This window comes from Burkholderia plantarii, from assembly GCF_001411805.1.
Lineage (GTDB): Bacteria > Pseudomonadota > Gammaproteobacteria > Burkholderiales > Burkholderiaceae > Burkholderia > Burkholderia plantarii.
In genome coordinates this window covers 1,138,972-1,151,730 of record NZ_CP007212.1, presented here as the reverse complement: position 1 = coordinate 1,151,730, position 12,759 = coordinate 1,138,972, and the positions used below count along the sequence as shown (strand labels likewise).

Annotated in this window: 9 protein-coding genes; 3 read left to right on the top strand and 6 right to left on the bottom strand. The window is 70.3% G+C overall.

Features of this window, described 5'->3' with window-relative positions; translation table 11 throughout:
* Nucleotides 1-165 precede the first annotated feature (165 nt).
* From bamE to hpnI, 5 genes are all read right to left on the bottom strand, one after another.
* Nucleotides 166-738, bottom strand: coding sequence for an outer membrane protein assembly factor BamE domain-containing protein (gene bamE / locus bpln_RS05100; protein ID WP_055138225.1), 573 nt, complete (start codon nt 736-738; stop codon nt 166-168).
* A 146-nt stretch (nt 739-884) separates the two neighbouring features.
* Nucleotides 885-1,928 (bottom strand): lysylphosphatidylglycerol synthase domain-containing protein, encoded by a 1,044-nt coding sequence (locus bpln_RS05095; RefSeq protein WP_042626452.1) that lies wholly within the window; start codon nt 1,926-1,928, stop codon nt 885-887.
* Nucleotides 1,925-2,836: a hopanoid biosynthesis-associated protein HpnK gene (hpnK, locus tag bpln_RS05090; RefSeq protein WP_148653934.1), complete on the bottom strand. Its 912-nt coding sequence runs from the start codon at nt 2,834-2,836 to the stop codon at nt 1,925-1,927. Before hpnK ends, bpln_RS05095 begins: the two co-directional genes overlap by 4 nt.
* Nucleotides 2,837-2,840: 4 nt before the next feature.
* Nucleotides 2,841-4,283: a hopanoid biosynthesis associated radical SAM protein HpnJ gene (gene hpnJ / locus bpln_RS05085; protein WP_338025964.1), complete on the bottom strand. Its 1,443-nt coding sequence runs from the start codon at nt 4,281-4,283 to the stop codon at nt 2,841-2,843.
* Nucleotides 4,259-5,596, bottom strand: coding sequence for a bacteriohopanetetrol glucosamine biosynthesis glycosyltransferase HpnI (gene hpnI / locus bpln_RS05080; protein WP_055139446.1), 1,338 nt, complete (start codon nt 5,594-5,596; stop codon nt 4,259-4,261). The genes hpnJ and hpnI overlap by 25 nt, the downstream gene beginning before the upstream one ends.
* 693 nt (nt 5,597-6,289) lie before the next feature.
* On the opposite strand from hpnI, the gene bpln_RS05075 reads away from it, so the two are divergent.
* Nucleotides 6,290-7,282 (top strand): LLM class flavin-dependent oxidoreductase, encoded by a 993-nt coding sequence (locus bpln_RS05075; RefSeq protein WP_042624260.1) that lies wholly within the window; start codon nt 6,290-6,292, stop codon nt 7,280-7,282.
* A gap of 359 nt (nt 7,283-7,641) precedes the next feature.
* Here bpln_RS05075 and bpln_RS05070 read toward each other — a convergent pair whose 3' ends face one another.
* Entirely contained in the window at nt 7,642-8,805 is a 1,164-nt protein-coding gene (locus bpln_RS05070) for an alpha/beta fold hydrolase (RefSeq protein ID WP_082465190.1), read from the bottom strand.
* A gap of 168 nt (nt 8,806-8,973) precedes the next feature.
* On the opposite strand from bpln_RS05070, the gene pdxY reads away from it, so the two are divergent.
* Both pdxY and bpln_RS05060 read left to right on the top strand, forming a co-directional pair.
* Complete coding sequence (gene pdxY, locus bpln_RS05065; RefSeq protein WP_042624259.1) at nt 8,974-9,837, top strand: pyridoxal kinase PdxY; 864 nt, start codon at nt 8,974-8,976, stop codon at nt 9,835-9,837.
* Between the two features lie 284 nt (nt 9,838-10,121).
* Complete coding sequence (locus bpln_RS05060) at nt 10,122-12,629, top strand: GcvT family protein (RefSeq protein WP_055138224.1); 2,508 nt, start codon at nt 10,122-10,124, stop codon at nt 12,627-12,629.
* Nucleotides 12,630-12,759 lie beyond the last annotated feature (130 nt).

The window sequence follows — 12,759 nt, the reverse complement described above, 5'->3', positions numbered from 1 at the left end:
AAAGATGCCGGAACAACGGCAAACCATACTCACCTGGACGGCAGCGCGTCCGTCAACGTTCCGGAAACCGCCCATGCCGCTGACGCCCCCGATGCCGAGCGGCGCTATCGCGAAGCCAGGCATGCACGCGGCGAATGACCGCGAACATCGTGCGGGCGACGCGCCCTACCGCCCCGCCTCCGCATCCGACCGCGAGGTCGTCGCGACCAGCCCGTCCACGCCGAAGTGGATGTTGAAGAACGCATCCTGATTCACGCCATCCTCGCGCCAGCGCCAGCTCCAGACCGTCTCCGGCTTGAGCGGATAGCGCGCGACCTCGGTCGGCTTGCCCAGCAGCTGGCGCACCTCGTCCTGCGTCATGCCGGGGCGGATCATCGCGAAGGTCTCGGCCGTGAGCACCTGGGTCGCGCCGAGGTACAGGCCGTTGCGGTCGATGTCGACCATGTAGGTCTCGTCGCCCATCGGGCCGCGCGGATATTCGAGGCGCTTCGAGCCGTCGATCGCCTGCCGCTCGGTCTCGGGCTTGCCGAGCCGCGAGCGCACCTCGGCCTCGGTCGAGACGCCCGGCTTCAGCCCCTTGAGCAGCAACGGCGCGGGCTGGATCGCGCGGAAGAATTCCTTCAGTCGATGCACGACGTCCTCGGACTGGCGGCTGTCGCAGCCGCCGAGCAGACAGGTCGCGGCGACCGCCGTGGCCACGAGCCACGGCCGCGCCGGCCGGATAACGAACTCCATCATCGGTCAGGTGGCGCGCCGTCGGGCGCGCAAAGCGGAGATCGCACAAGCATACGCGTGGAACCCCGCGCGCGACAGATCGACCGGCGCGGCTCGCGGCGGGTCAAGCCGCGGGCCGCGCCGCAAACAGGCGGCACCGCGCGCGCGCCTCACCGCGACGAACGCGCCTCGGCGGCGCGCCGGCCGCCCTCCCCGCGGCGCGCCTCGCGACGCGCCACGAGCTTCAGCCGCCGCCGCGAGCGCGCGAGTTCCACCACCTGCCACGACGCGAGCGCGAGGCCGCCCGACAGCAGTTCGCGCGCGCGCCGCACCAGCGCGAGCGACAGCGCCGTCTCGCGATCGACGCCGAACAGCTGCGCGAGCAGCACGATGGTCGCCTCCTGCACGCCCACGCCGCCCGGCACCATGAACGCGATATGCCGGATCGCCTGGATCATCGCCTCGATCGCGATCGCGCCGCTCGCCGACACCGGATGCCCCAGCATCGCAAGCGCCAGATAGATCTCCAGCGCCCCGCTCAGGTAGCCGGCGAACTGCCAGCCGAACACGCGCAGCAGGAGCCCGGTGCGCGACATCAGTGCGATGATCTCGGCGTCGAGCCGCTCGCCGTCGATGCCCCGCAGCAGCTTGCTGGTATCGCCGAGCAGCTTCGCGGCGAAGCGCTCGATGGTCTGGAAGATCCCGCCACGGCGCAGCATGATGAAGCCGATCACGGGCATCGGCAGCGACAGCACCAGCGACAGCGCGATCGTCTTCACGCTGTCGCCCGAGCCGGTCGCGGCCACCAGCAGCACGAGCCCGAGCGCCGAAAACGCGTACTGCACCGACAGCGTCACCAGCAGCTCGACGATCACGGTCGCCGTGACGAAGCTCGCGTCCGGCACGCGCCAGCGCGCCACGCGAATGCCGATCAGTTCGCCGCCCACGCCCACCACCGGCAGCAGCCGGTTCACGGCCTCGCGCACGGTGGCGAGCCACCAGAGGAACGGCAGCGAGGCGCGCCGCGCGAGCAGCAGGCGCCAGCCCTGCGCGTCGAGCAGCAGCGGAAACGCGTGGTATGGCACGAGCCACAACAGCACGAAGCCTGCGCGGCCGATGGTGCGGATCACGTCACCCCAGCCCTGATGCAGGGCCAGCACGAGCAGGATCGCGATGCCGACCGGCCAGCCGAGTCGATGGAGCCATTTCATCATCGCGGGCTTGCGCCTCCCGCGCGGCTGACGGTGGGCGCCGGGGCGCCGTGCGGGACGGCCGGGTTCGGCCGGCCGTTGCCGAACACCGCGGCGAACCCGCCGCGCGCGACGCCGGCCGCGTCGAGCGCGGCGGCCACGCGCGGCGAGAGCAGCGCGGCGAGTTCGTCGGCGGGCTGGTAGTCGCGCATCGACGGCGTGATCGGCGCGTCGCCGGCCTCGGCCGGATGGCAGTAGATTTCGCCGACGCCGTGCGCCGGCAGCGCGGCGATCGCGTCGAGCAAGATTCGTTCGTTCATGTGTCCCGTATGTTCAATGCCGACTACGTAGTCGTTGTGGGCGAGGCCCGCGCGATCGAGTCGCGCGCGCACCAGCGCGATCCACGGCCGCAGCCAGACCGGCGCCGAACGCTCGAACGGCAGCCGCACGGCGCGCAGCCCGTAGTCGCGGCCGATCTCGACGATCATCGCGAGCACGGTCGGATGCAGGTGGAAATGCTTGTGCGCGTTGACGTGATCGAGCGGCAGCCCGCTCGCGGCGAACGCCTCGAACTGCGCGCGGATCTCGCAACGCAGTTGCGCGCGCACCCGGGGCAGGAAAAAGAAGCGGCAGCCGTCCTTCGCCATCGCGTCGCCGAAGCGGCCGTCGGGGCCGACCAGCGCGCCGATCTCGCGCGCGGGCAGCATCGCCGCGCCGTCGGCGAGCACCAGGTGCAGCCCCACGGCCAGCGTCGGCAGCCGCCGCGCGCGCGCGATCGCGTCCCGCGCGGCGGGGGCCGCCACCATCAGGCTCGCGGCCGCGAGCACGCCGTCGCGATGCGCGCGCTCGACGGCCGCGTTCACGCGGGGATGCAGGCCGAAATCGTCGGCGGTGAAAATCAGTGCGCGCGCGGGCGCCGGTGAATGCGTCACGCGCTCACGCCTCGTGCGCGCGCAGGAAGCGGAAGAACTCGACGCCCTCGCGCAGGCGACGCTTCATCATGTCCCGGCTCGACAGCATCTCGCGCACGATCTCCCAGATCTTCGCGGGCCGGAAGTAGAACGCGCGGTAGAAGTGTTCCAGCTCGTGATAGATGGCTTCCCTCGACAGGTGCGGATAGCCGATCGCCGCCAGTTGCACGCCTTCCTTGCTGACCAGGTTGATGGTCTTGTTCTCCTCCATCCAGCCGTTCTCCACCGCCTGCTCGTAGAGCTTCGTGCCCGGATACGGCGCCGCCAGCGACACCTGGATCGTGTGCGGATTGATTTCCTTCGCGTATTCGATGGTCTTCTGGATGGTGTCCTTCGTCTCGCCCGGCAGCCCGAGGATGAAGGTGCCGTGGATCTTGATGCCGAGCTTCCTGCAATCCTCGTTGAAGCGGCGCGCGATGTCGGTGCGCAGGCCCTTCCTGATGTTCAGCAGGATCTGGTCGTCGCCCGATTCGTAGCCCACCAGCAGCAGGCGCAGGCCGTTCTCCTTCATGATCTTCAGCGTCGAGTACGGCACGTTCGCCTTGGCGTTGCACGACCACGTCACGCCGAGCCTGCCGAGCCCGCGCGCGATTTCCTCGACGCGCGGCTTGAAGTCGGTGAAGGTGTCGTCGTCGAACATGATCTCCTTGACTTCCGGCATGTTGTCGCGAATCCACTTCACCTCGGCCAGCACGTTCTCGACCGAGCGCACGCGGTAGCGGTGGCCGCCCACGGTCTGCGGCCAGAGGCAGAACGTGCATTTCGAGCGGCAGCCGCGACCGGTGTAGATCGAGACGTAGGGGTAATCGAGATAGCCGATGAAGTAATTGTCGATCTTGAGGTCGCGCTGGTAGACGGGGGCGACGAACGGCAGCGCGTCCATGTCCTCGATCATCGGGCGCGGGCCGTTGTGCTCGATCGAGCCGTCGGCGGCGCGGTAGCTCAAGCCGAGGATCCCGGCGAAGGGCTTGCCCTCGGCGACGTCGCGGCAGGTGTAGTCGAATTCCTCGCGGCAGACGAAGTCGATCGCGTCGGAGGCGGTCAGGGAGTTGTGCGGATCGACGGCGACCTTGGCGCCGACCATGCCGATCAGGACCGCCGGGTTGCGCTGCTTGAGGTCCTGGGCGAACAGGGCGTCGGTGGGGAACGACGGCGTGCTGGTGTGGATGATGACGAGCTCGTAGCCGGCGGCGATGTCGAGCGTGGCCGCGACGGACAGGCCGTCGGCGGGGGCGTCGAGCACGCGGCTGCCGGGCACGAGCGCGGCGGGCTGGGCGAGCCAGGTGGGATACCAGAACGAGCGGATCTCGCGCCTGGCCTGGTAGCGCGAACCGGCGCCGCCGTCGAAGCCGTCATAGGACGGGGCTTGCAGGAACAGTGTTTTCAGAAAGGTTCCGTTATCTTGCATGATTCGTCTTCGTGCAGTCGATGTTCGTCGTCATCGCGCGACGCCTGCCGGCCCCGCGCGCTCGATGTGCTTGCCGCCGCGCCCGCCATCGGGCCGGTCGCGGCGCGCACCGGCGCCACGGCGCCGGGCTTCGATTCCGTCGGGCCGGCCGCCCCCGCATGCGTCGCCGTCGCCGGGGCCGCGCTCGCCACCTTGATGCGCGCGCCGCGCCATATCACGTGCGAGCCGAACGCGGCCGCGATCCAGGCCGCAAACAGCAGCGTATCGCGAATCGGCACGAGCGGCAGGTCACGCCAGAACGCGCGCCAGCCCGACGCGGTGCGCGCATGCAGCACGAGCCGCGCGAGGACGCCGGCCGCCGCCGCGAACGCGCCGATCGTGCCGGGCACGGTGCCGGCGAGCCGCATCGCCAGATACGTGCCCATCGCCAGCCACGGCGCCGTGAACGTGATCAGCAGGCTCGTGAAACCGCCCATTTTCAGCGAACGGATGGTACGAAGCCAGCGCGTCTCGCGCGCCCAGAGTTCGGCGAAGCGGGTTTCGATCACGTCGGTCGTCACGTCCACCTCGGACAGCACGGTGCGGCGCCCGAGGCGGCGCGGCAGCGCGGCGAGCCAGTAGTCGTCGGCGAGTTCGTCCTTCAGCGCGGCCAGCCCGCCGATCCGCTCGAGCGTCTCGCGCGTGAGCGCGAGCGTCGCGCCGAAGCCAAAGTCGCTCGACCCGCCCAGATGCGCGATCCGCACCGAGGGCGCGAACCACGCGTCGACGAACTGCGCGCCGATGCGGGTCCAGAAGCCGCCCACGCCGCGCGCATGGTACAGGCAGGTAACGACGCCGATCGACGGATCGGCGAGCGGCGCCGTCACGCGTTCCAGATAGTCGGACTCGACCGCGATGTCGCTGTCGGCAATCACGAGGCGGCCGTAGCGGACCCGCCGGTCGAGATTGATGAGGTTGCTGACCTTCCGATTCCTGCCGTGGATGCGCGGGTCGATCACGAGTTCGAGGTCGCAATCGGGGAAATCGGTCTGCAGGCGCCGCACCACGGCGATCGCCGGATCGGCCGGCGACGCCACGCCGCAAATGACCTGATAACGCGGATGCCGCTGCCGGCAGAAGCTCGCGAGGTTTTCATAGAGTCGCGGCTCGGCGCCGCACAGCGGCTTGAGCACGCTGACGCCGGCACGGCCGTCGCGCCAGCGTGAGTCCGGCGCGCGCGGCGCCGGCGCGAGCGCCGCGAACCACGCGTAGGCGCAGGCCGCGCAGGTCAGCGCCAGCAGCATGCAATCGAGGATCGGAAGAAGGGCGCTCATGCGGTGCCCCACCCGGCCCACGGGCCGGCATGCTGCGCACTGCACGATGCGGATGAAACGACGACGGACACGGTCCCGGCTCCTGGTCCCGCGAGGGCGGGGCAGTGATGGTTCGATCGGGAGCACCGCCGCATTCGGCTTGCCGCCGGTCGAGGGCGGCGTCTCCCGGGAATCCCGCGGCGCGTTTTAATTTAGGGTTTGATGAGTGTAGCAGCGAATCCCGAGGCGCCGGCCCGGGCAACCTACTTAAGCGTCAAATCCACACATATAGCGACAAATTGGCCATATTTAATCGCAATAATCGGGTGAATAACGTAGGCGACTCGCATGACCATCGTCAGGATCATCGTCAATCTCATGCGCGGTTCGACCTTGCGGAGCATCAATTCAGCTCGTTTCCGAGAAGAATTACCGTTCCCGACACGCCATTGCGACACGCTGGGAAACAAAAATGACCGTCACAAACTGCGCTTTTCTGCCGCGGCCCCCTGGTCGGTCCGCCGGCCCGCCGGCGCCGCGTCCGGCCGCCGCTTACCCTGCGGACGGCAGGGTTATCGTCGCACCGCCAGCGGGTTCGGCCGCGCTTTGGCACAATCGGCGGCACCTGTCGCGCCGCTTTCGCGCGCGTCGGTTCGCGCCGCGCCCGTATGCGGCGCGCGCGAGCCCGCTCCCCTACTTTTCCGTTTCCCGCCCATGATCCCGTTTTCCGTTCTCGATCTCGCGCCGATCCCCGAAGGCGCCGACGCCGGCCAGGCGTTCAGCAACTCGCTCGATCTCGCGCAGCACGCCGAGCGCTGGGGCTACCAGCGCTACTGGCTCGCCGAGCACCACAACATGCCCGGCATCGCGAGCGCGGCCACCGCGGTGGTGATCGGCCACATCGCCGGCGGCACCAAGACGATCCGCGTGGGCTCGGGCGGCATCATGCTGCCCAATCACGCACCGCTCGTGATCGCCGAGCAGTTCGGCACGCTCGCCTCGCTGTATCCGGGCCGCATCGAGCTCGGGCTGGGCCGCGCGCCCGGCACCGACCAGACCACCGCGCGCGCGCTGCGACGCGACCTGGTGGGCAGCGCCGACGCGTTCCCCGACGACGTGGTCGAGCTGCAGCGCTACTTCGCCGAGCCGGTGGACGGCCAGCGCGTGCGCGCGGTGCCCGGCGCGGGCCTCGAGGTGCCGCTGTGGCTGCTCGGTTCGAGCCTCTTCAGCGCGCAACTGGCGGCCATGCTGGGCCTGCCGTTCGCGTTCGCGTCGCACTTCGCGCCCGACTACCTGATGCGCGCGCTGGAGGTCTACCGCGCGCAGTTCCGGCCTTCGGCCGCGCTCGCGAAGCCGTATGCGATGGTGGGCGTCAACGTATTCGCGGCCGACACCGACGAGGAGGCGCGGCGCCTCTTCACGTCGCTGCAACAGCAGTTCCTGAACCTGCGGCGCGGCACGCCGGGCAAGCTGCCGCCGCCGGTCGAAGTGCTCGAGGGCAGCGACTTCGAGCTCGCGAACGTCGCGCATGCGCTGTCGTTCGCGGCGGTCGGCTCGCGCGACACGGTGCGCGAGCGGCTCCAGCGGCTGATCGCGCAGACCGGCGCCGACGAGATGATCGTGGCCGCGCAGATCTACGATCACGCCGCGCGCGTGCGCTCCTACGAGATCACCGCGCAGGTGCGCGACGAACTCGCGGCGCAATGACGGAGAAACGGGGCGCGCGGCCGGCGGGTGGCGCTGAAGGGCGCGCAAACGACGCGGCGGGGCGGAAATGGCCGCCTGACCGGTGATCCGGCCGATGCGATGTCGTTGCGATGTCGTTGCGAGATGGCCATGCGCGATAGGCGGGAGGCGGCCGGACGCGGATCGTCCGATGCCCGATCAGGTCCGGCGAATCATCCGGCCCGGGGGCGTAATCGGGTCGGCCGCAGCGGCGCCGGGGCAAGGCGCCGCGCGCACGGTGGAGAAGTTGCCGGGCAAATGAGCCGTCCGGCACACGCTCAGACTCGGCCAGTCACCCAGTCCGGCGCTTAACCGGGCCGACGCGTGACCTAGCCGGCCCCCTACAAAGCCGGCACATGCACCGCGGCCGCGTGCGGCGCCGCGAGCCAGGCCAGCAGCGCCCTGTGAAACGCCTCCGGGCCCTGCATCTGCGGCGCGTGGCCGAGCCCGGGAAATTCGATCAGCGTGGCGCCCGGAATCGCGGCCCGCGCGCGCCGGCCCAGTTCCGCGTAGTGTCCGAGCTTCGCATGCACCTCGGGCGGCGCGACGTCCTTGCCGATCGCCGTGGTGTCCTTGTCGCCGATCAGCAGCAGCGTCGGCACGCGGATCTGGCCGAATTCATAGAGCACGGGCTGGTTCAGGATCATGTCGTCGAGCAGCGCCGCGTTCCAGGCGACGGCGTCGCGCCCCGCCCCGCGATACATGCCGGCCTGCATCTGCACCCAGCGCTCGTAGGCCGGCAACCATTCGCCGGCGTAATAGGTGGTCTGCTCGTAGCGGCGAATCGCGTCGGCGTTCGTTTTCAGCTCGTGCGCGTACCAGTAGTCGACCGTCAGCGGCGGCACGCCCAGCGCCTTCCAGTCCTCGAGCCCGAGCGGATCGACCAGCACCAGCTGCTGCGTCGCCTTCGGGAACATCAGCGCGTAGCGCGCCGCCAGCATGCCGCCCGTCGAATGGCCGACGATCGTCGCCTCCTTCACGCCGATCGATTCGAGCAGCGCGTGCGTGTCGTGAGCGAGCTGCTGGAACGTGTACTGATAGCGCTCGGGCTTGCTCGACTTGCACAGGCCGATCTGGTCCGGCGCGATCACGCGGTAGCCGGCCTTCGACAGCACCTCGATCGTCCCTTCCCAGCTGCCTGCGCAGTAGTACCGGCCCTGCAGCAGCACCACGGTGCGGCCGTTCGGATGCTCGGGTTTCACGTCGAGATAGGCCATCTGCATCGGCTCGCGCTGCGAGCTGAACCTGTAGCGATGGACCGGATACGGATAGTCGAAGCCTTCGAGCTCGGTGCCGTAGACGGGACCGTCGTTGCCGGTGGCGGCGGCCGGGGCACCCGGCGCGCCGGGCGCGGCGGCCGTCGCCGGCGCGGCCGTGCCGGCCGGCGCGACGCCGCCGGCACGGCATGCGGTGGCGGCCGCGACGCCGGTGACCAGGACGACGGCGAACCCGGTCATCAGCCGCGCGAACCAAAGCGGGCGCGGGATCGTGCGAATCGGAAACATCGGAATACCGGAAGGATCAAGGGGACGGCGCGGCGCGCCGCCCGCAATTTTACGATCAGTAAGGCAAGCCGGCCCCGACCCGCCCGCAGTGGTTTGATTACCGCGTATTTCCGTGTCGTGACGAGTTCCTGTATCGTGCAGACACCGAATCGCGACCATCCGCCGATCATGAAGAACGTCCTCAGCATTCAGTCGCACGTGATCTACGGACATGCGGGCAACAGCGCGGCCGTGTTCCCGATGCAGCGCCTCGGCGTGAACGTCTGGCCGCTCAACACGGTCCAGCTCTCGAACCACATGCAATACGGCAACTGGGCCGGCAGCGCGATCGACGCGGCGAAGATGGAGCAGCTGGTGGACGGCATCGCCGCGATCGGCGCGCTCAAGCGCTGCGACGCGATCCTCTCGGGCTTCCTCGGCTCGCCCGCGCAGGCGCACGCGGCGGCCGACATCGTGCGCACCGTCAAGTCGATGAACCCCAACGCCTGGTACTTCTGCGACCCAGCGATGGGCCAGACGGGCGGCGTGCGCCCGGAGCCCGGCGTCGAGGAGTTCATCGTCGCCGAGCTGCCGACGCTCGCCGACGGCATGGCGCCCAACCACAGCGAGCTGCAGAAGCTGGCCGGACGCCGCGTCGAAACGGTGCGCGAGGCCGTGGACGCCTGCCGCGAGATCATCCGGCGCGGCCCGAAGATCATCCTCGTCAAGCATCTGCACGACCGCAACAGCCCGGCCGACCGCTTCAACATGCTGGCCGTCACCGAGCACGAGGCCTGGATCGGCCAGCGGCCGCTCTACGCGTTCCCGCGTCATCCGGTCGGCGTCGGCGACCTGACGAGCGCCGTGTTCGTGGCACGGCGGCTGCGCGGCGACTCGGTGCGCGCCGCGTTCGAGCACACGCTCGCGGCGGTCCACGCCGTGGTCAAGGCGACCTACGACGCGCGCCGCTACGAGCTCGAACTCGTGGCCGCGCAGGACGAGATCGCGCGGCCGAGCGAATGGTTCGGCGCCTGGGTGACCGATATCGAATGAGCGGTGCGTGGCCGTGGTGCCGCGCGCCAGGGTGGATCCCGCAGGCGGGTCGCGGCGGCCCGCTCGTTTCCTGCGCCCGTCTTCCGTCCTCGCCTTCCGCTCCAGCCTTTCGCGCTGCCTCCCGTCCACACGTACCGTCGCTTTTCGGGCCAACCTGCCCCACGTTCACGGCCCCCGCACCCTCCTCCGCCCTCGGCATGAACACCGCCAATCCCGCCCGCCGTCGCAAACGTGTCATTTTTAGGCAATACGATGCGTTTTGTTGCAATTGATCCGGATCCGCGATGACCGCCTCGTCCTCCGTCCCGCCCGTGCCGTCCCATGCCCGCGTCGTGATCGTGGGTGGCGGGATCATCGGCTGCTCGACCGCCTACCATCTCGCGAAAGCCGGCATCACCGACGTCGTGCTGCTCGAACAGGGCCGGCTCTCGTGCGGCACCACCTGGCACGCGGCCGGCCTGGTCGGTCAGTTGCGCACGCAACGAAGCCTGACGCAGTTGATCCGCTATTCCACCGAGCTGTACGCGTCGCTCGAGGCCGAGACCGGTCTCGCCACCGGCTGGAAGCGCTGCGGCTCGCTGTCGGTCGCTCGCACGGCCGAGCGCCTAACGCAGTTGAAGCGCACCGCCGCCGTGGCGCGCGCCTACGGCGTCGACTGCGAGCTGATCGACGCGCGCGAGGCCGGCGAGCTGTGGCCCGCGATGCGCACCGACGATCTGACCGGCGCGGTCTGGCTGCCCGGCGACGGCAAGGCGAATCCCGCCGACCTCACCCAGTCGCTGGCGCGCGGCGCGCGCCAGCGCGGCGTGCGGATCGTCGAGAACACGCGCGTCACGGCCGTGCGGAGCGAGCGCACCGGCACGCGCCGCCGCGCGGCCGGCGTGGTCTGGCGCAACAAGGCCGGCGACACCGGCACGCTCGGCGCCGACATCGTCGTGAACTGCGCGGGCCTATGGGCCAAGGGCCTCGGCCGGCTCGCCGACGTCACGGTGCCGCTGCACGCGGCCGAGCACTACTACATCGTGACCGGCCGGATTCCGGGCGCGCATCCGGACCTGCCGGTGATGCGCGACCCCGACGGCTACATCTACTTCAAGGAGGAAGTGGGCGGCCTCGTGATGGGCGGCTTCGAGCCCGACGCGAAGCCGTGGGGCATGGACGGCATTCCCGACGAATTCGAATTCCAGTTGCTGCCCGACGACTGGGACCAGTTCGAGATCCTGATGCGCAACGCGCTGCACCGCGTGCCGGCGCTCGAGACGGCCGGGGTCCGGCAGTTCTACAACGGCCCCAAGTCGTTCACGCCAGACAATCACTTCATCCTCGGCGAGGCGCCCGAGCTGGCGAACTTCTTCGTCGGCGCGGGCTTCAACTCGATGGGCATCGCCTCGGCGGGCGGCGCCGGACGCGCGCTGGCCGAGTGGATCGAGGCGGGCGAGCCGACCCAGGATCTGTGGGCCGTCGACATCCGCCGCTTCGCGCGCTTCCACGGCAACGACATGTGGCTCCACGACCGCGTCAAGGAAACGCTCGGCCTGCACTACGCGATGCCCTGGCCGAACCGCGAGCTCGACAGCGCGCGCGGCGTGCGGCGCTCGCCGGTCCATGCGCAGCTGCAGGCTGCCGGCGCCTGCTTCGGCAGCCGGATGGGCTGGGAGATCCCCAACGTGTTCGCGCCGCCGGGCCAGGCGCCGCGCCTCGACTACAGCTTCGGCCGGCAGAACTGGCACGACTGGAGCGCCGCCGAGCACCGCGCCTGCCGCGAGACGGTGGCCCTGTTCGACCGCAGCGCGCTCGCCAAGCTGCTCGTCAAGGGACGCGACGCCGAAAGCGCGCTGCAGGCGCGGCTCGCCAACGACGTCGCGGTGGCGCCCGGCAGCGTCGTGCGCAGCGGCATCCTCAACGCGCGCGGCGGCTACGAGTCCGACGTCGTGCTCGCGCGGCTCGCCGACGACCGCTACCTGCTGCTCACCGGCGTCACGCAGGCCACGCGCGACCTCGACCTGCTCGAACGCCATCTCGACGCCGGCGAACGGCGCTGCGTCGCGCTCGACGTGACGGGCCAGTACGCGTTGTTCTCGCTGATCGGCCCTCACGCGCGCACGCTGCTGCAGCGCCTGTCGCGCGCCGACTTCAGCGACGCGGGGTTCGCGCACGGCACGAGCCGCGAGCTCGACCTCGGCCACGCCGTCGTGCGCGTGCTGCGCCACGCGATCGCCGGCGCGCCGGGCTGGGACCTGCTGGTGCCGGTCGAGTCGGCGGTGCCGGTCCACGCGGCGCTCACGCAGGCCGGCGCCGCGCTCGGGCTCGTCCACGCCGGCGACTACGCGCTCGAATCGCTGCGCATCGAGAACGGCCAGGCCGCCTGGGGCCGCGAGCTGTCGCCGGGCCTGGATCCGTTCGAAGCCGGCCTCGCCGGGCTCTGCAAGCTCGCGACGCCGGTGCCGTTCACGGGCTCGGCGGCGCTCTGCGCGCGTATCGGCCAGCCGTGCGCGCGCCGCCTGGTCGCGCTGCGCGTGGAGGGCCGGCCCGACGTCACGCTGTGGGGCGGCGAGGCGATCCTGCGCGACGGCGTGGCGGTCGGCACGCTCAGCTCGGCCGCGTTCGGCCACACGCTCGGCCTGCCGGTCGCGCTCGGCGTGGTGAACTGCGCGCCCGGCGCCCTCGATCCCGCGCAGGGCCGCTACGAGATCGAACTGGCGGGCGAACGGCTCGCGGCAACGGTGCGCCTGCCGGCATCGCCCGATCCGCTCGGGCTCTCGCACGGCCCGAATGAGCGCGCCGGCGGGTAAGCTGTCGCGTCCGCCTGGCTGCCCGCGCCGCCCCCGTTCCGCCTCCGTTTCTTACCTGTTTTCGTGATGGCGTCCGGGTCGCTTTTCCGGTTTGCTTTCATGTTGTTTTCGTTCATTTTTTTCGTTTCGC